Source organism: Psychrobacter sp. LV10R520-6 (assembly GCF_900182925.1).
Taxonomy (GTDB): domain Bacteria; phylum Pseudomonadota; class Gammaproteobacteria; order Pseudomonadales; family Moraxellaceae; genus Psychrobacter.
In genome coordinates this window covers 749,592-771,809 of sequence record NZ_LT900024.1, presented here as the reverse complement: position 1 = coordinate 771,809, position 22,218 = coordinate 749,592, and the positions used below count along the sequence as shown (strand labels likewise).

The window sequence follows — 22,218 nt, the reverse complement described above, 5'->3', positions numbered from 1 at the left end:
TCCCATCTGCTGACTTGTGGCCTGCGTCGCCAGTACTTTATCAACTTAAAGAAGTGATTATGCAATATCCCGCTTGGAAATATTTCGTCATCCTCATCGTGCTAATCGTTTCCGGTCTGTATGCTGCCCCGAACCTTTACCCTGATGAACCTGCTGTGCAGATTACCAGTGCGGCAGCAGGTACACAGCTGTCTGAGGGTATCTTGACCCAGTCACAGAGCCTGCTAGAAGAGGCTGGCGTGAGCTATCATGATGGTACATTTGAGGGTAATAGTGCACTGGTACGCCTCGACAATCCAGTCGCGCAGCTCAAAGCACAAGAAGCATTAAGACAGAACTTGGGTGATGACTATGTGGTAGCGCTAAACTTAGCGCAAACCACCCCTCAATGGTTACGTGATATCGGTGCTAAACCGATGAAGCTAGGACTAGATTTACGTGGTGGGGTACGCTTCGTTTTAGAAGTCGATATGGATAAGGCGCTCGAGCAGCGCCTAGAAAGTGCTAGCCGCGATGTGCGCCGTGAACTACGTGCTGAGCGTATTGCGGTTAAGGGTATCAAAACAGAGGCACAAGGTATCGTGCTACATTTTGCCGATACGGATATTCGTAATCGTGCCCAAAACATCCTACAAGGATCAATGAGTAATAACTTTAGTCTCCAATCCTCTATTGATGATCAAGGTCCGGCGCTAATCATGACGTATAACGATGCGACGTTAGATGAGATTAACAGCTATGCAGTCAATCAGAACTTGACTGCCTTGCGTAACCGAATCAGCGAGCTTGGTGTTACTGAAGCGTTAGTACAGTCACAAGGGGCTAGCCGTATTGTGGTTGAGCTACCTGGGGTGCAAGATACTGCTAAGGCCAAGCGTGTGTTGGGTCGTACCGCGAACCTTGAATTCCGGATGGTGGCAGAAGGTAGCGAAGACTTCATGGGCGGGATTCCGCCTGCTGGCACTGAAGCCTTTCCGTTTAGAACGCTTGATGGTCCACCAGTACTGTTAGATCGTCAAGCTATTGTCACTGGTGATAAAGTGACTAATGCTCAGACTGGCCTTGATGAAGGTGGTATGCCCGAAGTCAGTATCACCTTAGATAGTGCTGGCGGCAAGCTGATGCAAAATGCCACGCGTACCGCAGTTGGCGAGCAAATGGCCGTATTGTTTATCGAAAACAAGCAAAAAATCACCTATGAAGAAAATTCAGTTACTGGCGAGACGGTCGAAGTGCGGACGCCTTATGCTGAAACTAAAGTGATCAACCGCGCCAATATTCAAGCGGTACTTGGCTCGTCTTTCCGTATTACTGGTTTAGACAGCAGTGCTGAAGCGGCAGAGCTTGCTCTGTTATTGCGCTCAGGCGCATTAGCGGCACCCATGTACTTTGTCGAAGAACGTACTATCGGCCCGTCATTAGGACAAGAGAACATTGACAAAGGTCTGTTTTCTACCCAAGTTGGCTATCTGTTAGTTTTTGCCTTTATGATTATTTTTTACCGTTTATTTGGTGTGATTGCTAATGTGGCACTGGCAGTTAACGTCATTATCATTATCGCTATCATGTCTATTTTAGGCTCATCACTGACCCTACCCGGTATTGCGGGTATCGTATTAACCATTGGTATGGCGGTCGATGCCAACGTGCTGATTTTTGAGCGCATACGTGAGGAGCTGGCAAATGGGGTGCGGCCCAAATCTGCTATTGTGGCAGGCTTTGATCGTGCCTTTAGTAGTATTTTCGATGCCAACATCACCACCTTATTGGTCGCATTTATCCTGTTTGCTATTGGTACGGGTCCAATTAAAGGTTTTGCGATCACTTTAGCAATTGGTATTATTAGCTCATTATTTACCGCAATTTTAGTCACGCGGGCACTGGTACAAATTGCTTACGGTAAGCGCAAATCTATCAAACGTTTGAGCATCGGCTAGGAGAAACATATGGCGATTGAACAGAATAATCCCACGAAAAAACCAAACACGCCGACCTCGAACAGCTCAGGCGGTGGTTCAGATGACGATAAACGTCGCCGCCGTAATAAGCCGCGCCGTGATGGTAAAGGTAGCAATAACCAAACCAATAATTCTACTACTCCAAAATCGAGCAAAGGTAAAGGTCGTCGCGCCGGTCAAAACAGTCAGGCATTAGCAACACAAGGTCCTAATTCTACTACTGATATCGATCCTAATATCTCGGCAGATGACGCAGCTGATGACGCGGCAGCAAAAGCAGAAGGTGGCATCAAAGCGATCGGCAATCAACGCCTCATTCCCTTTATGAGTTTAGAAAAGCCGATGGCGATTTTATCTATCGTTTTAATTATCGGTAGTATTCTAGCTATTGCGATTAATGGCCTTAACCTAGGTCTTGACTTTACCGGCGGGGTCTCAGCAGATGTGCGCTATGAGCAGCCGGCTGAACAAGTGGAAGTGGTTAAAGCGCTGGCTGATAATGGCTTTGATGATTCCGTAGTGCAGTATCTTGGTACACGCCAAGAGCTGTTAGTACGCCTGCCACCGCAGTCAGATAATATCAATGGCCTGAATGCTACTTTGAATCAAGCGCTTGATTTACCCAATAATAATGCTGAAATTAGTAACGTTAATATTATTGGTAGCCAAGTCGGTAACGAGGTGTACTTAAACTCATTAATGGCAGTGGCCTTAGCGCTAACCTGTATGCTGGGCTATGTTGCCCTACGCTTCCAGTTTAAGCTCGCTATAGGTGCGGTAGTGGCGCTATTTCATGATGCTATCGTGACTGTCGGTTTCTTTGCCTTGTTCGGTTTGCCGTTCGACTTAACGGTGCTGGCGGCCGTACTGGCGCTTATCGGTTATTCATTGAATGATACTATTGTGGTCTATGACCGTATTCGCGAGAACTTTCGTCGGGTCCGTGGTATTAGCCCCCGTCAAACGATTGATTTATCATTAACAGAAACGTTACGCCGTACTATTATGACTATCTCAACGGTGATGTTAGTGGTGTTAGCGATGTTATTCCTAGGCGGTGACGGCTTATACTGGTTCGCTGTAGCACTATCCATTGGCTTGATTGCAGGTACTTATTCTTCAATCTATATTTCAAGCTCTATCCCGCTAAGTATGGGATTATCACGTGATGATTTTGTGGTAAAAGTAAAACCAGAATTTGAAGAGGAAATTGTCACTTTTAACGATCCAAAGATGTTTGAACAAGATTGATAGTTAATTAGGGCTAATAGTCAAATTTTTTAGTCTATTAACCTTATAAGTATTATCATGACAAAAGCACCTAATAAATAGGTGCTTTTGTCTTTATGTGGCTATCAAATCGTACCTTTTTTAAAGCACTCCCACCCTATCGCCACAGTTTAAGGTGACGGGCAATATTTTCTGTGTTTCAGCATAAGCGACCCTAGAATGCCAACCGTTACGCCGTCTCGTGCCATGCCACCTATCGACACCCGCTACTCGCGCATCATTGCCATTGCCTTGCCGGTCTTATTGGCCAATCTAGCCATGCCGCTACAAAGCGTCATTGATACAGCGATTGTTGGCAATATGAACGATACGGCTAAGCTTGCGGGTATGGGTTTGGCGATACAGCTGTTGTCCTTATTACTGGTTAGCTTTAATTTTTTGCAATATGCCTCATCTGGGCTGTCCGCTCAGGCACTAGGGCAACTGGCTCATAATGATGACCCCTCGGCAACTAACACCTCGAAAAATGAAATCTCAAGTAATAAGCCGCAAATGCAATCACCACTACTGTCTATTTTACAGCGGGCATTATTATTAGCGTTTATCATCGGGGCAATACTACTACTCGCTAAACCGTGGCTGATTGATTTTGGTTTACAAGCGTTATCAGCCAATCCTAAAAGTGGAATTGCTGCAAAAACTTATCTAGACGTACGATTTTGGGGTGTGATAGCTGAACTGATGAACTTTGCTTTTATTGGCTGGTTTGCAGGCCAAGGTAAGACCCGTTATATGCTTTATCAACAAGGTTTTATCGCGATACTCAATATCATTCTGACCCTGTTCTTTGTCTATGGTATGCAGATGGGACTGGTAGGCGTGGCATTAGGGACGACTATCGCCTTCTGGATGGGAGTTGTTTTAGCCTTGTGGTTGAGCCGCCGTCACTTGCAACTAACTTGGAGAGCGCTATTTACCGCTGACCCACAGTATTTTGCTAAAGAAAAAATGCTTAGGCTATTTTCGCTAAATAAAGACATTTTTATTCGCACGTTAATTTTAACCTTAAGCTTTGCATGGATAACACGATTATCGGCTCAGAGTGGCGATTTGATACTGGCCGCCAATGCTATCTTATTACAAGTGTTAAGCATTTCAGCCTTTGCGCTTGATGGCGTGGCGGTCTCAGCAGAGACGTTGAGTGGTCAGGCCGCAGGACGGCGTGATTGGCCGCGCTTTCGTATTATTGTCAAGCGCACCGGTGTGGTCAGCTACGGTCTTGCCTTGATATTAAGTGCGATATGGTGGCTTGCGATGCCCACATATTTGCAACTAATGACCAATATTGAGCCAGTCTTTACCCTTGCTTATAATTATCATGTGTATGCGGTATTGCTACCCTTAATCGGTGTCGGGGCATATTGGCTCGATGGGATATTCTTTGGATTAACCGCTGGCAATGTGATTCGTAATGCGGCATTAATATTGGCGGTTATCTTTTTTCCGCTAAGCTGGCTACTCTATCAACAATGGGGTATGACCGGTATTTGGCTGAGTGTTTGGTGCTTATTACTCCTACGGTTCATTATTCTTAGTGGATTTTTATACCGCGCTCATATCACTGGTAGCTATGAAAAATTACAGCCCCAGTTATAAGCAGCACAGGTTATAAGCAGTACAACTATTTAAAAACCATCGTGCATTATTGAACCAAAATAACGACTAGAAAATTAATAATCAAGCTAGAAAAATTTAGGACATCCTGTGATCACTCAATCTAAGCAGCAACGAGAGCCGACCTACCAGTGGGCTGAAGGCTTTAAAAAAAGTATTCCGGTAGCAATGGGCTACCTGCCCGCGGGTATTGCCTTTGGCGTATTGGCGCAAGTTGCAGGCGTACCAGTATGGGCGACCATTATGCTCAGTATCGTACTGTATGCGGGTGCCGCTCAATACGCCTGCTTGCCTATGCTTAGCGCCGGATTACCGGTTGGTAGTATCGCGACCAATATCGCTGCTATTAATTTACGCCATGTGTTTTATGGTGTGCCGTTATTGCAATACTTACCGACCCATAAGCTTGCCAAAACTTATTGCTTATTTGCCCTCACTGATGAGACTTTTTCGGTCATGACCAGTTTGCCTGCGAATACACGGCAAGCGCTGATACTGCCGGTAAGCTTATTTAATCAAAGCTGGTGGGTATTGGCGAGCGCCGTTGGAGTAATGATAGGCAGCGCTCTCAATGATCTAGTACCAAACTTGGACTTTGCGCTTATTTGTCTGTTTGTGATTTTAGCTTATGAGCAGTTTCAGAGTATTAAACGTTATTTTCCGATTGGAATTGCCGTTATTGGTTTAGTTAGTGCCTTGCTATTTACCAGTGATTGGTTGTTATTAGTAGCGATTGCGATTTGTATGTTGCTGATCTTAACGCGTGCATTTTGGATACAGCGGACAGTAACAGGAGATTCTAATGACCAGTAGCTATCTGATTTTCGCAACCTTGGCAATGGCAGGAGTCACGTTTATCACTCGTGCTATTCCAGCACTAATACCGCAAAAACTACTTGATAAACCTTGGCTACATCGTCTTAACGAGAGCTTACCGTTATCCGTTTTGGTATTATTAATTTTAACCAGTCTTTCTTACCAAGATTTATCAGCGAATATTGGCTTAAGTAGCGCGGAGCTGCATTTATTGTTGGCGCAGATTGGTGCCCTACTACTGGTGTTGCTGGTCTATCATGTTAGTCGCCAGCTGCTAGTGAGTATGGTGGTTGGTATCGCTGCTATAAATGGGTTGTTGTGGCTATTTAGCTATTTTTTAGGTTAGTTTATTATTAGATGAGTTAGTATAAATTAACTTAGTTTCAACGAAAAAGGCTGAATTCCTTATAGAATTCAGCCTTTTTGTATTTTACAATTCGCTATTATTTTTTAACGATTTGCTAGCTTAAAATTCTTCTACACCCATAATATCAACGGGAGTATCAGCAACTATCTGCATCCCCTTCTTACCTGTTTTAGCGGTTTCATTGCGCTGATCTTGTAGATGATCAAGATAGGCTTCATTGATTTGACCCGTAACATAACAGCCATTGAATACCGCACAGTCAAAACCTTCAACCTTACTATACTTAGTATCTTTTACCGCATCAATAAGGTCTTCTAAATCTTGAAAAATTAAGCGGTCTGCACCGATAATGTCACGTACCTCTTCCACTGTATGACCTGAGGCAATCAGTTCACTACGTACTGGCATATCAATACCATACACATTGGGGTATTTCACGGGCGGCGCCGCACTGGCAAAAAACACCTTTTTAGCGCCTGCATCGCGTGCCATTTGAATAATTTCATGACAAGTAGTACCACGGACGATAGAATCATCAACTAACAAGACATTTTTGCCCTTAAATTCTAATGGTACAGGGCTAAGTTTTTGACGAACAGATTTTTTACGTTGCTGCTGACCTGGCATAATAAAGGTACGACCGATATAGCGGTTTTTCATAAACCCTTCACGGTACTTGATATTCATCTTTAGGGCCAATTCCATCGCGGAAGTACGCGAGGTATCAGGAATGGGTATGACCACATCGATATCGTGATTTTCACCCCATTCCGCAAGAATCTTATCAGCCAGTTTTTCACCCATACGCAAACGTGATTTATAAACTGAGATATTATCCATAATCGAATCGGGACGCGCAAAATAAACATATTCAAAGATACAAGGCGTATATTCTTGCTGCTCCACACACTGATGAGTATGTAATTGATGATTTAAGTCAATAAAAATGGCTTCCCCTGGTTTAACATCACGAATAATGCTAAAACCTGAGCCGGTAAGCGCTACTGATTCTGAGGCAACCATATATTCAGTACCACCATTTGCCGCCAAACGCTCACCGAAAATTAGCGGACGAATACCGTTTGGATCACGGAACGCGAGTAAGCCATGACCGGTTATCAGCGCGACCACACCATAAGCCCCTTCACAGCGACTATAAACCGCTTTTGTTGCTTCAAAAATATCATCAGCAGTCGGATGAGTTTTACCTAAATTTTGCATTTCGTGCGCTAACACATTTAACAACACCTCAGAATCTGAGTCAGTGTTTAAATGGCGGCGGTCATCTTGATATAAGGACTTGGCCAAGCTCTCGGCATTGGTCAAGTTGCCATTATGCGCCAAAGTAATACCATAAGGTGAGTTGACGTAAAATGGCTGAGCCTCAGCACTGCTTGAGGTACCAGCAGTAGGATAACGGACGTGACCGATGCCAAACTTTCCGACCAACCTAACCATATGATGGTTCATAAAAACGTCGCGTACCATGCCGTTTTCTTTACGTAAATATAAGCGCCCGTCCTGCAAAGTAACAATACCTGCCGCATCTTGTCCGCGATGCTGCAACATGGTTAAGGCATCATAAAGAATTTGGTTGACTGGCTCATGAGCTGCAACCCCAACGACTCCACACATAGTTATGTCCTATTTTAGATCATACATTAGTAACGCAATGATGGCACAATTACTGACAATAATATCTGTCAGACGATCGGCACTGATGATTTTATTTGCTGAAATTGGGTTGTTATAAATTAGGTTGTTACTAAAAAAAAGTCTTCCTGATACGCAAAAGAAGATAAATTATTGATGACTAATAAATTGTACTTTATGAACGCTAAATGCTGTTAAATAATTTTTTATCAAGGCCAGTTGATCAAGGCTAGATTTATCAAAGCTGAGTTTATCAAAGCTCGGTCTATCAAAGCTTACGACTGATTAACTTGGTCCCAAGCAACGCCGAACGCATCTGTTACTAAATTTTTTGCCATCGGCGCATAAGGTAGCAATTCAGGAGCAAGTACTGAAGTCTGCCATTGTGGCATCTGTACTAATAAAGGGGCGCTGACACTAAGTATGACCAATATCATCAGTACGTTCTTGGCGGCGCCCAGTACGCCGCCCGCCATCTTATCAACTACCCCAAGTCGCAAGGTTTTAAGCACTCCTGAGAATACAAAGGCCACCATGTGCATGATGGCTAACACGACTATCACTACCAATAAAAAGGCCGATGCCATTTGTAGGACAGGGTTTTGCACGATACCTGCTAGCTGCGGGGCAACAGCGCTTGCCAACTGGGTGGCCGCAATAAGGGCAATAAACCACCCAATTAAGCCCAAGGCCGTCTTAATCAGCCCAACCTGAAAACCTCGCCATAAGCCAATTAAGACAACAATGGCAATCATAATATCCAGACTACTCATGCTTACCGCCTCATTAATCTCTTAACTTTAGCCCATTAACTTTTTTTACTTGCTGTTTGTTTAGTACTGCTTTTTAGTACTACTTTCATTTTGATATTACTGTCGTTTGTCTAGCTTTCCATGGCGTCGTAATAGCCGCCGATAGCTTGAATACAAGACTGTACCAGTCCGGGGCCTCTATAAATAAGACCAGTATAGAGTTGCACCATATCTGCGCCTGCTTTAATCTTCTTAACGGCTTTTTCACCACTATCGATGCCGCCAACGCCAATTAAAGCTACTTTATTATCTAGCTGGTCAGCAAACTGTTGTAAAATTTGAGTGCTAATGTGGCTGACGGGACGACCTGATAAGCCGCCTGTTTGATTGCTGTCGTGCAAATCTTCGACACCGACCCGGCTCAAAGTAGTATTGGTCGCAATCAAACCATCAATCTCAAAATCTAATAACTGCTGGGAGATATAATCGACTTGTAGCGGATCTAAATCAGGCGCGACCTTTAGTACTAGTGGCACATAAAAGCCATACTCTGTTGCCAACTGATCATGACGGTTCTTAATAGTATCTAATAAATGAGTTAACGCTTCACCACTTTGTAGGTCGCGTAAATTCGCAGTATTTGGCGATGAGATATTGACCGTAATATATGAGGCGTGAGGATAAACACGCTCTAAGCAATAGACATAATCATCAGCTGCATTTTCGACCGGCGTACTGGCATTTTTACCAATATTGATTCCAATATTACCTTTATATTTACAGCGCTTGACGTTTTCAATAAGACAATCAACGCCTTGATTATTGAAGCCCATCCGGTTAATAATCGCATCTGCTTGCTTAAGTCTAAATAGCCGCGGCTTATCATTGCCAATCTGCGGCTTTGGGGTCACCGTGCCCACTTCAATAAAGCCAAAACCTAACTCTGCTAAGGCGTCAATATAGTCGCCATTTTTATCCAAACCTGCTGCTAGCCCGACCGGATTAGAAAACTGCAACCCCATACAATCCGTTGGCTGCATAGGTTGACCATAGACCAAACCTAAAGCACGCGCTTTATGGGCTTTATGCAGTAAAGACAAGGTCATGTCGTGAGCGTTCTCAGGGTCCATATTAAATAAAAACGGGCGAAGTAAGGCATAAGACATAATGGCGATAAACCCTGCTTGAGAAGAAATGGTGAATGGGACAAAATGAATAGAATCAGGCGCTGCGATTATATCAGCTTAACAGGAATAAGACCAAATTTTCATGCGACATCATTTTATATAAAAGGGCGTGCAATCGCTTATAAACAAAGACTTGATTGTTATAAAAAAGGTTTAACTTGGTATTAGTTATGGTACGGGACGACCATCTGTCAGCGCAACCCAGCCGCGTATAATACGGTAAAGATGCCAAACAAACGTAAAGGCCATAATCAACAGACCAAGACCCGTCAATAAAAATGAGCCAATGGTTATATTACCACTGTCCGCCATGATACCAACCCCCAAACCACCCAGTGCAAACACGATCAATAGTGCTCCGATGGCAAACAAGACAGTACTGTACCAAAAAGTCTTAATCTGCCAATCAAAATGGGTCGCGAGCCATGTGCCATCGGCATCGTGCCGCTTCGCATAGTTCATCACAATCGGTACAATCCACAGCAGTCCTGCGGTAAAATAGCTGACCACATACAATAAGTAAGTCACATGGTTATAGGTGATTAAAGAGCGGCGCTTGTTATCACTCATCATAGCGTTTTGTCCTTGCTGTGAAAGCTGGTGATTGGGCTGCTCGTTAGATTGAAGGTCAGGAGATTTAGGATCAGAAGAATGATTCATAATAAATATCCATAACTGACAATAACTTCTAATAATAACGTAGCCACTAGGTATTTAATTGTGGCGGATAAGACTATTTTCAAGATACAGATATTGAAGTATAAATTCTAGAAACCGTTACCAAAAAATAAGGCGCTATCACCTAAACCCTACCCTATCATTAAAATTAAAAACTTATGAGACTACAATGCCGCTAAGAGACTGTATTTAAAAGACCCTATTTAAGAGGCATTACTTAGGAGACAACCGCCGCTTGTACTTGAATAGCTTTAGTGGCTAGATCTTGCTGTATCGATAGCTGAGTAAATTGCCAGCCTTGCTGTTCAAGCTTGCCCAGTGCCGCGCTCACTACCGCTTGACTAGGATGAGTAAAGCTCAGTTGCACCGCGCCCCCAGCAGCAACCACTTGTGCGTTATTGATACTAGAGGCATTCAATAACGAGCTGACACTACTGGCAGGTGGCATTTCTGCATCACCGCCTTGCGTATTAGCAGCGCTTAAAGCATTGCTATTAATATTGCCCGCTTGCGCACGTAGCCAAAAATAATCAGCGATCTGCTCTTGATAGTCAGACTTACTGTCTTTAGCCGCTTGATGAACGCTATAGCCACCATAGCCACCAACGAATAGCAGTAAAAATACTAACAATATACCTAAGGCAACTTGATCACGTGATGACAATGCTTGCCAGCGTGTCCACAGCATATTCTGATAGCTGTTCATACGCTCTGATATGACGTTCGCAGAACTACTGTCTTTAGCACGACTTTTGGCGCGACGCTGTAATAGTTTCATTACCTGACCTTTATTACTAAATGGGTTGCTGATGGATGAATTGCTAATAGCTGGGTTGTTAATAGACAAACGTTTAATGGATAAATAAAGCTAAAGTTAAACCAGGCTAAGATTAAGCATATCTCAAGTTAAATAATTAAGAGTCAGCCATTTTATTCTGTGTAGCGCTGTCTTCCATGATATTTACTGTGATTTGACCACTAAACTGCCCTTGCTCATTACTATTGACCCGCTCTAAATTGGCAGTCAAACCTTGTGCAACCAGGGTACTGGTAAACTGATCAAGACTACCACGATCCGGCGCAATCAAGGTAAAGCTAAGCGCAGACGGCTGCATAACTAAGGCTTGCGCTTGCATTGAGGATTGTTTAATCAGTGGTGATATTCGTGCCAATACCGCCATATGCGAGGCTGGTGCTTGACTGTCGCTACGTAGTTTTGGTTGCAGTTGCACTTGTAGTTTGGTACGCGTGCTGAGTGGTTCATTAGGGAACCAAGACTGATACTGGTCAGCAACCGCTATCTTAGTGGCAGCCGCCGCTTCGTTATAGCGATAACTTTGCACACCATCGGTCGCAATTTGTAGCACTAATGCCGATAACGCTACCATCATCGCCACGCGTAGATAAGGAGACAGCTGCGAGTCCGATGATTTGGTAAAGAAATTAAGCGCATGGCGCTCAGGACTGTCAACAGGCGTAGGAATAGTGGGCAGCGTGGTTAATAGCAATTTGTGCTCAGCTATAAGCGCTGCTGTTTGCTCGGCAATAGTGGTTACTGCTGTTCCTGACATGGGTTCTGATGCTGATGTGGTCTTTTGTAAAGCTATACTACTATCATTATCTACAACGTCAGCAAACGCATTAACAGAAGCATTGGTTGGAGAGCTGATTGAGGAGCTGCCAGACGATTCAATAGATGGCAACACACAAACTTCGCTCAAATGCGGCAATCTTTCAAAAATTAAAGGTAAGTAGCTGACTGCCATCCCTTGAAGTAGCGATTGCCGTAGTAGCATCGTCTGCTCGTCTTGATATAAGACAACTTGCTGCCCGGCGCCCTCTTCTGGAGTGGGTAACAATAAAAAATCAGGCAGTAACGCAACAATGCTTAAGCCAGCGAGAGTAGCACTCTGTTGCCAAGTCTCAATATCGCTTTGAGCTAGTGCGTATAGACAATGGGCATTGGCATGACTCATTTGCCGGACTAACAGCTGTTCGACAAGCGTTAATGACGTTTCTTCAAATAAATATTGCTTACCGCTACTGCCTAATTGTTTAAGCTGGGCAGTATTGAGCGCCGTATCTACTTGTAATACATGACTTGAGGGAAAATACAAACACAGTGATTTATGTCCACGAATACTATAAACATCATGCAACTGCTGCCAACCATCGACTGACTGCCACTGTTTCGTATCGGCATGCCAAACAGCTAGCGAACTATGCTGCGCTCTTAACCAAACGTGTAACACTAAGCGCGTCCTTACTTGTTAAACTGCTGATTTATTGGATCAGGGATAAAAGTAAAATCTAAACGGTTGTTATAAAAGTTACTATTAAATTTGTCGTCGATATTAAACAGCATTGAGGCTCAATTAAATAACAATATGGCAGTGCGGCTATAAATCTTAATGCGGCTGAACGGGAATAAAGCGGTCAATTTCATTGGCCATTCCTGACATTACAAATTCCATTTCAAACACTCTGGCCTCACCTAAAGAAAAGCCCTCAGGGTTATCACCAGTCAGAAGGCTAGCAATATTAGCTACGATAGACATGTGACACACTACCACCAAACACTCTGCTTCAATATTCGCCAGTTCGGCTAGAGCGGTACGTGCGTCATCAGGAGGCGTAATATTATCTTGCACAGTGGTGACAACGTCAGGCGCGCACGATTGCAATTGAGCTAGAGTCTGCTGCGCTCTATCATAAGGACTAACTACAAAATAATCTGGCGCGTAGCTTTTAGTAATATAATCTGCCGTTTGCGCAGCTTGCTGTTGTCCAAAACCAGTCAATTGCCGCGCGCTATCTGGGCGCGTTTCATCTTCTGCTTGACCGTGACGCATCAATATAATTTTCATATCATTCCTTGATTTAGGTCTCGATTAAAACCTTTATTCCTATTATCTTTATAACGTTTAGTCTTTATTTTTATTAACATTATTATCTTTATCAGCTTTATCTTTATCAGCTTTATTTTTAACCAGTTCATTGTCGGGAGCATCAGTGTGCGAGTCGTCATCAACCGAGTTATTGCTTGCCGCTTGCATTTGTGCCGTGAGCGCGGCATTGCTATGGTCATGAGGCATCACAAACTCGACGTCGCTACGAAATCCCACTTCCATCAAGTGCAAAGCGACGCCAAGTGCGGCTTTATCTTCATAAATTACCGCATATAGAGCATGGGTAATGGGCATATAAATACCCTCTTTGCTGGCTTTTTCGTGCACCTGCTGAATGGTGTTTACCCCTTCAGCCGTCTGACCCAGTTTCTTAATTGCAGCATCGATACTCATACCGCGACCAAGCATATTGCCAATGCGGTAATTACGGCTTAACTCTGAACTACAAGTAGCATATAGATCGCCAACGCCAGATAAGCCTAAGAATGTCAGCGGATTAGCGCCCGTTTCGACCCCAAAACGGCTCATCTCGGCTAAGGCACGCGTTAATAACATCGCTTTGGTATTTTCACCCACTTCATAAGCGGCTGCCATACCCATCGCAATCGCATAGATATTTTTAAGCGTGCCACCAAGCTCAACACCGCGAACATCATCACTGGCAAATACTCGAAAAAATGCACTGTGCAGCGCTGCTTGTACCGCATGACGTAATGGCTCAGAATTACTGGCAATCACGGTTGCGGACGGCATATTTTTCATAATTTCTATGGCTAAATTGGGTCCTGACATGACTCCAAAATTGACCTCAGGCAGCTCATTTTTGATGATGTCACTCATGAAGGCAAAAGTATCTTTTTCCATACCTTTGGTCAGTGAAACGATCGACTGCCCTGTGATAAAAGGAGCGATACTTTTTAAAGTCTCACGAAAAGCCAAACTGGGTACAGCGATGAAGATGATGTCTTTATCTTTGACTGTCTCTTCTAAATCATGGCTGTATTTGAGGCGATCATCAAGTTTATAGCCGGGTAGATATTTTTTATTTACCCGTAGCTTGGCCATAGATTTGACGGTACGCTTATTACGTACCCATAGCGTGGTATCACAGCCATTACGTGCGGCTAAGTTTGCCATAGCCGTCCCAAAACTACCGCCGCCTAAGAAGGCTAAGCGCAATTTAGCAGGGTTATTGTGGATTTGCGCCATGTTTTTGGCTACAGCAGTCTCAACGGTACTAGGATTCAGTTTTTTACGGCCAAGACCTGACGCAGCACGTTCAATGATACCTGCCAGTAGGCTATTTTGTTTTTCAACGGTATTTTTCTCTGCTTCGCTATTGTCAGTACTTGCATCTGTATCTTTAGAATTATTATCAGTTGAGCTGGTCATAATTATTTATCCGTGTTAGCCGACTTATATGGTTTATCGCTATTATTTATAGCACTTGTAGTGCACATATGGTGAGGCTAATTTGCTTAATTAAAAGCAGCCTATTTGATAGTGTGAATGTTTTGATAATGCCAAATTAATGCGAAAGTTTTGATATTGCCCACGTTTATTTATTACTCAAAGCGTAGCAACGGCTCAATATCCATAGGTTTACGTACGGGTTTATCACAGGGACTGGTGCCAGTATAAACAAAAGCCAGGACATAATCATCTTCTGCAACTCCAAAATATTCTTTCACCGCAGGCTCGTTACACAGCAGACCCGTACGCCATACGGTACTGAATCCTTGCGCCTTTAAAGCCAGAATAAGATTTTGTACTGCCGCACCGGCGCTCAGCATTTGCTCGAAGGGTGGTACTTTTTTATGGTCTTGCATCTTAGTAACGACAGTAATAATAACGGGGGCACGTAGCGGCATATTGTAAGTTTTTTGCTGAGTTTTCTCAGACAGCACCTCACTTTCTTTAGCCGCTTTCGCTTCAGCAGCAGCAAGGAATGCGCGCCCTAGTTGATGACGGGCATTACCTTCAGTGACAATAAAGCGCCACGGTTGCAGCTTTTTGTGATCAGGCGCAGTAGCCGCACACTCAATGGCGGCTTTAATCTGGGTATGAGTGGGCGCAGGAATATCTAGATTGCCAATACTGCGTCTTGATTTAATCCAATTGATCAGCTGCTCGTCAGTGACTTGTGCGTTATCTGACATCTCATCTTCAATACGAGCCTGCTCGTTATTTTGCTGTATTTTATTATCGTCAAGCGTGCTCATGAGTTATCCTTATTTGTAATTTTAAGCCGCGTCATCAAGGTGATGTTTCATTTTTAGGTAGTCTTCTGACTGCATCTCGAGTAGCCGCGAACGGGTACGCTCTATTTCAAACGTTAGCTTTTCGCCTTGATATAAATCAAGAATAGACTGCTCTGCCCGAATCAATAACTTTACGCGGCGATCATAAAATTCATCAACCATATAGATAAAACGGCGAGTCGGATCGCGAAGATCATCATTTAGTGCGGGAACTGCATTGACCAGTACCGTGCTAAATTGACTGGCAATTTCAATAAAGTCAGCGGCTGAACGCGGCTGCATACATAAATGGCGGAAGTCACAAAACAATATAGTTTCAGTGCGAGCGTTGATTTTAACTTCACGGCCATTAATGGTAATGGGTTCATTGCTAATCTTTAAGTTATTCGAGAGACTAGCAAAGCGGTTGGCCAGCCAGTGATGGTTGCTTTTGGTCATAGGCGACTTATATAGCTCGGCTTGCTGCAAAACTCGCAGACGGTAGTCAATACCAGAATCAATATTCATCACGGTAGTATGACGCTCAACTTCAGCAATAGCGGGCATAAAACGGTCGCGATGTAGGCCATCTTTGTATAGTCCCGATGGCACAATATTTGAGGTAGCCACCAAGGTAATACCACGGTCGAACAGCATGGTAAACAAATCACCCAAAATCATGGCGTCGGACACATTAGAGACAAAAAACTCATCAAAGCAGATAATGACCGCTTCTTCGTAAATAATGTCGGCAACTTTTTCCAGCGGATCGCTCTCGCCTTGTATCTCATTTAGTTCATGATGTACACGCTGCATAAAATGATGAAAATGTTGGCGCATTTTGCGATCGATGGTTAATGAGTCATAAAACATGTCCATCATCCATGTCTTACCACGCCCAACGCCTCCCCACATATACAAACCTTTTGGTGCCGCAGGTTTGGATTTTAGGAAGCTAAAAAACCCTTTTTTCTGTTCCGCAGTATCGTTGAGCTCCTGATATAAATCATCTAGGTAGCTCATGGCCTGATACTGCTGTTCATCTCGGGTAAAGTCATCAGTGCTGATGGCTTGCTCATAGCGCTGCAGTGGAGATAATCTCATAATGCGACTCGTCATTAGACAAAATAAATAATAAAGTAATATGTTGATACCGTCAGTTGCCACTAACTTATGGTTTTTACACTGAGACAGTGGCGACTGATATGTCAGAATGGCTCTTCATAGCCATTCTTTAGGTTAACACGGCTTAAGGCATTGCTTTAATAAATAGGTATTGCTATAAAATTAGTGCTGTTAAATACGATAAAAATAATTATATTTTGGGGAAGAGCTAATCTACGTTACCAAAGCTATGCTGTTCTAATAAGCGCTTAAGCTCAGATAATCGACCATGGAAAAAGTGCCCAGCGCCATCAACCACACTAATATCAAGGCCCAAACGTTCCGCAAAGGCTTGCATATTAGCCGGATCGATTACCTCATCAGCGTCACCATAAATCTCAAAAGTCTTTTCAATGGGCAAGCTTAAATTCTCGCTACTATTCTTCTCTATCGATGGTGAGATAAGGGCAACTTTGGCAATCTCAAAATCGCTCAAACCCCACACATGTGGCGATAACAGCACTTGTTCAGCGACACGTGCGGTCACATAACCGCCAAAAGAAAACCCACCCAGCCATAACTTACGCGCATTGGTTTGCCCAGCAATCCATTGTAGCACGGTCATGGCGTCCAACACTTCCCCTTCAGCATAATCATGTTCACCGGTTGACTGCCCCACACCGCGAAAGTTAAAACGAACCACATGCATACCATGATCGCGCGCAAATCGGTACATGGTAGTAACTACTTTATTATTCATCGTCCCCTCAAACAGCGGATTAGGATGGCAAAGTAGCGCCACCGTATCAGTATTAGAATCGTTTGGGTTGTCTTGTTGCCACAGCGCATCGATCTCTAACACGCCAGCAGGAGCAGGAATTAATGGCATAAGTTTAAATACTAGTTAAAAAGTTGATTCAATTATCCTAGATATGATTTATATTTCAAGTGATTTGCTGTGTATTGGTAAGATTTGTCCTATTTCACAGTAATTCGTAGTGCTTTTTACAGTTAACTGCCCCTCTTTAAGCAGGCATCCAATAACTAGAATAATTTTGAAACAAAGTTACAATAAAGCTCGAAACATGGCCGCAACACCGCACACAATAACAGTCTAGACCTTAAGAGTATAAACAGGTTAAATTTACAGTGTTTATTGCCCAGCTTTTGATTTGTTTTACTTTTGACTTTTGACTTTTGACTTTTCACAGGAACCTTTTATGACTATTTTAAACACAACTTTTACCAAAACAGCCACTTTAACGGCAACGTTAGCCGCTGCACTCGCCTTGAGTGCTTGCCAAAGCACCCCATCATCACCAGTAATTCAGCGTGCTAACTCTATTTATGAGACCACAGGTATTGCCACTACCAAAGTGAAAGCCCAACAAAACGCGCTCGACAGTGCCAAGAATACCTGCCGCGGTAAACAAGTTATTGTCGTTGAGGATAAGGTTAAATATAATGGCATTTTAGATGAAAATACAGGTCGTATGATTGATCAAGTGGGCGCAGTCGTCGGTTCAATATTTGGTACCGGCTCGCCTAACTTATCTCGCGATGATGATTATGAATATATGATTAACTTCCGCTGCCAATAAGTGTTGATGCTAATAAGCTAAGATAATAGGCTGTTTTGAGTGAATAACTTTGAACAAAATAGTTATCTATAGTCAATACTAAATAAAAGAGATACGTAGATAAATGCGTGCAGCTGGTAAAAATTTTCTAGCGTGCTGTGCGCTTCGCCAGACAGAGGCTGCAAAAATTTCTACCAGCCGCACTGTCTCTGTTTTCAAGTGTACCTACAATAGCAATCAGTAATTTAGCTGTTAAATAAAAAAACAGCCTCTAGCCAATAAGTATGCGATAAAGCCAACATCTTAATCGTACGCTTATTGGCTTTCTTTTTATATATACTCTGTTTGCCAGCCTTCTTTTAGGCTAAACTCTTAACCACACCTATTATCTATAATCGGTCTGATATTATGCGTAAACCCAATCTGGCACAGATCAATGCTAAACAAGCCAAGACATTAGCCCCTGCCAAAGACTTAACGACCCTCGAAGCCGAGCTTGCTGAGCGAGAAGGCAGTCTCGAAGAAAACCTTGAAGATACCGTTTTGCGGCTCAGTGATTACTTGGCGGCGGTTGGGATGGTCATCAAACAGACCTTTGATCACCGCGTTTGGGTCAAAGCTGAGATTCGTAACTTGTCTAGCAAAGGCGGACATTATTACTTTGAATTGGCTGAAAAGGACGATGATGGTAAAGTGGTCGCTAGCTGCCGAGGCAATCTCTGGCGCTTTAAAGCCGCCCGAGTATTGGCAAAGTTTGAGCGCGCAACGGGTATGGCACTCAGTCGTGATTTGACCGTTCTGCTCAAAGTATCCGCAGGCTTTCATGCGCAATATGGCTTTTCGTTAACGATCGAAGATATAGACCCCAGTTATACCTTAGGCGATTTGGCGCGGCAATATGCCGAGATGGTAGATCGTTTGACTGGCGAAGGGTTGATAAACCTGAATCAGCAACTGCCAGCCCCATTTGATATCGAACACGTTATCGTCATCGCCCCTGAAAAGGCCGCAGGATTGGGCGACTTTCAAGCCGATGCGGATAGATTGGCGACAGCGGGTGCCTGTCAATTTCATTACCATAACGCTACCTTTCAGGGTAATCACGCGCCAGCCGAAATACGCCAAGCGATTGTCAGCGCCCAGCAACAGTTCTACGCCACTTATCAGCGTCTGCCAGATTTACTGGTTATTATTCGCGGCGGCGGTGCAGTGGGTGATCTTGCCTATCTGAATGATTATGAGCTGGCAGCCTTAGTCGCCGAGCAGCCTGTCCCCGTGTGGGTAGGTATTGGTCATGAGCGTGATAAGGTTATTTTAGATGAGGTAGCGCACAGTAGCTTTGATACACCCTCGAAAGTAATTGCTGCGATTGGTGCCCATTTAGCGCAGCTGGTTACTCAAGTGCTCCATTATCAAGCGCAAATCAAACAGTCAGCCCAGCGTCAACTGACTCTGGTTGAGCCGCAAACGGCGCGGCAACTAAGTCAAATACAATCGCAAACTATTGGTCGGCTGACGGCCATGCGAAAAGACAGTGATTTTGCTTGGCGTAGTATTCAACAAAGTGCGCAGCGGCAGGTCAAGCAAGCAGCAAGACTGACCACTGAATGGCAATCGCAAACGAAAACAGCGGCTTACCAGCAATTGGCAAGCGCGCATGTTGAGTGTGACAGCTATCAAAAAACCACCATGCAGAACGCCCAACAGCAGGTCATTCATGCGCAGCGTAATAGTGAGCACCTACGTGATATCGTGCTATTACATCGGCCAACGCACGTGCTCAAGCAAGGCTATACTATGCTTACTGATGAGAAAGGTAGAAAGATACTGACAAGTAGCGACCAGCTCCACCCTGAGCAGACCATTCATATTATCTTAAAAGATGGTAAAGCAACGGCGCGGGTTTTGGATGTTAAGAGTACTGATATTGAAAGCGCTGATATAGTCGATTCAAAATAAAAGAGATACTCTTATAGCAACGCGCTACTGGTATCATTTTTTCTTGCGTGCTGTTCGCCAGCGTGACAGAGGCTGCAAAACGTTTGTTACAATAGCATCCCAGTAGCACGGTACCGTTTCCAAATTAGATTAACTATATTAAAAGCATTAATCTTGAGACCGCAGCAATTGATAATTTGCCAAATTAATAACACATCCTTATCTAGCTATTTTTTTCATACTTTATTGTTTATTACTCTAAAACCTTAGGAACTATTATGAGCACTGCCTCTACTCGTAAACGCAAAAAAGCTGCCCCAAAAACCTTTAAGGCAGCCTACGACATTCTAAAAACCAATGCCGCCGAATTACAGCAACAAGACGAACCTGATATCGACAACTTGATGACTACCGTTGAAGAATCAATCACCGCTTATCGAGTCTGCGAAACTCGTATCAATGCGGTTCAACGTGCCTTAGATGCTGCCTTTGCCGAAGAAGATAGCACCATTATCGAAGACAGCAACGCTAGTTAACGTTTGGTTTTTATTCAGATTCAGGTTTAGGTTCATCAACGTCAAATACTTGGCGCAAATAAGCCAAATAGGTATCGTTATTAATCATGGTTTTGCCCGGGCTATCAGATAGCTTAGCAACTGGCTGGCCATTGCACTCGACCAATTTAAGAACGATATTAAGCGGAGTCAAGCCCATATCATTGGTCAGATTGGTACCAATACCAAAGCTGGTCTTGATACGGTCTTTAAAGTATTGATGCAAATCCCAGGCTTTATTCAAGTCTAAACCGTCACTAAAGGTTAATATCTTAGTCTTCGGGTCTATTTTTAATTTTTGATAATGGGCAATGGCTTTATCACCCCAAATATAAGGGTCGCCGCTATCATGACGCAAACCATCGAACAGCTTGGCAAAATACAAATCAAAATCACGTAAGAACGCATCCATTCCCACTACGTCAGTCAAGGCAATACCTAAATCACCTCGATATTCATGCACCCAAGCTTCAAGGGCCGCTTTTTGGGAGTCGCGTAAACGCACATCTAATGCCTGAAAAGCCTGCATAAACTCATGTGCCATGGTTCCTATCGGGGTCATTCCTAGCGTTTTGGCAAGCAGAACGTTGGAGGTCCCACTAACAATATTGGGCTCAGCATTATGTAACGTAGCCACTACATGCGCCTGCCAGACCTTACTAAAACGGCGTCGCGTACCAAAATCAGCGACAATAAAGGGCGGTGCATTGGTCTTGTGCTTCTGAGTCGCCTGCTGCTCGGCCTTTTGTTGCTGAGAATAGCTATGCAACAATGCCACCTTCTCATCCAGTCGTCGCTGCCCTTCTTCAATAACACTGGGGTCTGGGAAAGCTTTAAAATACAACTCATTGACGATAGCCAATACAAACACTTCAAAAAACATCGCTTGAATCATCGGGCCTTCGATGTCAATAGACAAGCGACCTTGAACATCAGTACTGACCGTAATAAAGCGACGCTTAAATTTGAATAATTCCAGATAATCAACAAAATCTGAGCGCATAAAACGCAAGCCACGCAAGTAATCTAGCTCATCTGGCAAAAAACGCAGTTCACATAAGCTGTCTAATTGCTGCTCTAAAGCGTCCTTAATATCGGCAAGCGGGTAAGTAGCATCCTTGTTATTGCGACAGCGAAAACGATACACACCATGAGTCTGCGGAAACTGATGCAGCATGGCTTGTAGCATAGTAAATTTATACAAATCGTTATCAAGTAATGAGGTAATAATAGGTGCATGGGTAACGGTCATGTTACAGCCTTAAACGCAAAAATAAGAAATGAACACCGCTCAATCAATTGAGCGACAAAATATGGGGGCGAGTGTTACTAAACGCGGTTAATAATATTGTGTATAGATGAACAATGAACTATTAATAAGCTATTGAGTATAACGAAATTTAGGGTGTTTTTCTGAGTTCACACGCTATAACAGCAAAACTACTACGATTAATAAGATTATCTACAACCCTGTTTACATCACATAAGTTATAAAAAAAGACGCTAAGGATTCCTTAACGTCTTTTTTGCAAATTAGATCGTATTTGTATAATAGCTATTATACAAATACGGTTTCGC

20 protein-coding genes are annotated in these 22,218 nt (G+C 43.5%); 8 read left to right on the top strand and 12 right to left on the bottom strand.

The window, feature by feature from the left end; translation table 11 throughout:
- Nucleotides 1–59: 59 nt before the first annotated feature.
- The 5 genes from secD to U1P77_RS03235 all read left to right on the top strand — a co-directional run bounded on the left by secD (nucleotide 60) and on the right by U1P77_RS03235 (nucleotide 6,024).
- Nucleotides 60–1,937: a protein translocase subunit SecD gene (gene secD / locus U1P77_RS03255; RefSeq protein ID WP_321155966.1), complete on the top strand. Its 1,878-nt coding sequence runs from the start codon at nucleotides 60–62 to the stop codon at nucleotides 1,935–1,937.
- A gap of 9 nt (nucleotides 1,938–1,946) precedes the next feature.
- Nucleotides 1,947–3,209: a protein translocase subunit SecF gene (gene secF / locus U1P77_RS03250; RefSeq protein WP_321155965.1), complete on the top strand. Its 1,263-nt coding sequence runs from the start codon at nucleotides 1,947–1,949 to the stop codon at nucleotides 3,207–3,209.
- A 198-nt stretch (nucleotides 3,210–3,407) separates the two neighbouring features.
- Complete coding sequence (locus U1P77_RS03245) at nucleotides 3,408–4,844, top strand: MATE family efflux transporter (RefSeq protein ID WP_321155964.1); 1,437 nt, start codon at nucleotides 3,408–3,410, stop codon at nucleotides 4,842–4,844.
- Between the two features lie 108 nt (nucleotides 4,845–4,952).
- Nucleotides 4,953–5,675, top strand: coding sequence for an AzlC family ABC transporter permease (locus U1P77_RS03240; RefSeq protein WP_414479037.1), 723 nt, complete (start codon nucleotides 4,953–4,955; stop codon nucleotides 5,673–5,675).
- On the top strand, nucleotides 5,665–6,024 hold the full coding sequence (locus tag U1P77_RS03235; protein ID WP_321155963.1) for an AzlD domain-containing protein: 360 nt from the start codon (nucleotides 5,665–5,667) through the stop codon (nucleotides 6,022–6,024). Before U1P77_RS03240 ends, U1P77_RS03235 begins: the two co-directional genes overlap by 11 nt.
- Nucleotides 6,025–6,144: 120 nt before the next feature.
- Here the strand turns inward: U1P77_RS03235 and purF are convergent, their stop codons facing one another.
- From purF to U1P77_RS03180, 11 genes are all read right to left on the bottom strand, one after another.
- Nucleotides 6,145–7,680 (bottom strand): amidophosphoribosyltransferase, encoded by a 1,536-nt coding sequence (gene purF / locus U1P77_RS03230; RefSeq protein WP_321155962.1) that lies wholly within the window; start codon nucleotides 7,678–7,680, stop codon nucleotides 6,145–6,147.
- A gap of 293 nt (nucleotides 7,681–7,973) precedes the next feature.
- Entirely contained in the window at nucleotides 7,974–8,471 is a 498-nt protein-coding gene (locus U1P77_RS03225; protein ID WP_321155961.1) for a CvpA family protein, read from the bottom strand.
- A 110-nt stretch (nucleotides 8,472–8,581) separates the two neighbouring features.
- Complete coding sequence (locus U1P77_RS03220; RefSeq protein ID WP_321155960.1) at nucleotides 8,582–9,616, bottom strand: quinone-dependent dihydroorotate dehydrogenase; 1,035 nt, start codon at nucleotides 9,614–9,616, stop codon at nucleotides 8,582–8,584.
- A 189-nt stretch (nucleotides 9,617–9,805) separates the two neighbouring features.
- On the bottom strand, nucleotides 9,806–10,297 hold the full coding sequence (locus tag U1P77_RS03215; RefSeq protein ID WP_321155959.1) for a DUF4870 family protein: 492 nt from the start codon (nucleotides 10,295–10,297) through the stop codon (nucleotides 9,806–9,808).
- Nucleotides 10,298–10,532: 235 nt separating this feature from the next.
- Complete coding sequence (gene gspM, locus U1P77_RS03210; RefSeq protein ID WP_321155958.1) at nucleotides 10,533–11,093, bottom strand: type II secretion system protein GspM; 561 nt, start codon at nucleotides 11,091–11,093, stop codon at nucleotides 10,533–10,535.
- A gap of 136 nt (nucleotides 11,094–11,229) precedes the next feature.
- On the bottom strand, nucleotides 11,230–12,567 hold the full coding sequence (gene gspL / locus U1P77_RS03205) for a type II secretion system protein GspL (RefSeq protein ID WP_321155957.1): 1,338 nt from the start codon (nucleotides 12,565–12,567) through the stop codon (nucleotides 11,230–11,232).
- 156 nt (nucleotides 12,568–12,723) lie between these two features.
- The gene (gene sixA, locus U1P77_RS03200; protein ID WP_321155956.1) at nucleotides 12,724–13,182 is read right to left on the bottom strand and encodes a phosphohistidine phosphatase SixA; all 459 of its coding nucleotides are present in this window, start codon (nucleotides 13,180–13,182) and stop codon (nucleotides 12,724–12,726) included.
- A 57-nt stretch (nucleotides 13,183–13,239) separates the two neighbouring features.
- Entirely contained in the window at nucleotides 13,240–14,616 is a 1,377-nt protein-coding gene (locus U1P77_RS03195) for an NAD(P)H-dependent glycerol-3-phosphate dehydrogenase (RefSeq protein ID WP_321155955.1), read from the bottom strand.
- A 173-nt stretch (nucleotides 14,617–14,789) separates the two neighbouring features.
- Nucleotides 14,790–15,383, bottom strand: a complete 594-nt coding sequence (locus U1P77_RS03190) for a nitroreductase family protein (RefSeq protein WP_321156598.1) — start codon at nucleotides 15,381–15,383, stop codon at nucleotides 14,790–14,792.
- 84 nt (nucleotides 15,384–15,467) lie between these two features.
- Complete coding sequence (zapE, locus tag U1P77_RS03185; protein ID WP_321155954.1) at nucleotides 15,468–16,568, bottom strand: cell division protein ZapE; 1,101 nt, start codon at nucleotides 16,566–16,568, stop codon at nucleotides 15,468–15,470.
- Nucleotides 16,569–16,797: 229 nt separating this feature from the next.
- Nucleotides 16,798–17,457: an alpha/beta hydrolase gene (locus U1P77_RS03180; RefSeq protein ID WP_321155953.1), complete on the bottom strand. Its 660-nt coding sequence runs from the start codon at nucleotides 17,455–17,457 to the stop codon at nucleotides 16,798–16,800.
- Nucleotides 17,458–17,788: 331 nt separating this feature from the next.
- On the opposite strand from U1P77_RS03180, the gene U1P77_RS03175 reads away from it, so the two are divergent.
- From U1P77_RS03175 to xseB, 3 genes are all read left to right on the top strand, one after another.
- Complete coding sequence (locus U1P77_RS03175) at nucleotides 17,789–18,169, top strand: hypothetical protein (protein ID WP_321155952.1); 381 nt, start codon at nucleotides 17,789–17,791, stop codon at nucleotides 18,167–18,169.
- A 387-nt stretch (nucleotides 18,170–18,556) separates the two neighbouring features.
- Complete coding sequence (gene xseA / locus U1P77_RS03170) at nucleotides 18,557–20,107, top strand: exodeoxyribonuclease VII large subunit (protein WP_321155951.1); 1,551 nt, start codon at nucleotides 18,557–18,559, stop codon at nucleotides 20,105–20,107.
- 257 nt (nucleotides 20,108–20,364) lie between these two features.
- Complete coding sequence (gene xseB / locus U1P77_RS03165; protein ID WP_321155950.1) at nucleotides 20,365–20,622, top strand: exodeoxyribonuclease VII small subunit; 258 nt, start codon at nucleotides 20,365–20,367, stop codon at nucleotides 20,620–20,622.
- A gap of 10 nt (nucleotides 20,623–20,632) precedes the next feature.
- On the opposite strand, the gene pncB is transcribed toward xseB, so the two are convergent.
- Nucleotides 20,633–21,892: a nicotinate phosphoribosyltransferase gene (pncB, locus tag U1P77_RS03160; RefSeq protein ID WP_321155949.1), complete on the bottom strand. Its 1,260-nt coding sequence runs from the start codon at nucleotides 21,890–21,892 to the stop codon at nucleotides 20,633–20,635.
- Nucleotides 21,893–22,218: the final 326 nt, after the last annotated feature.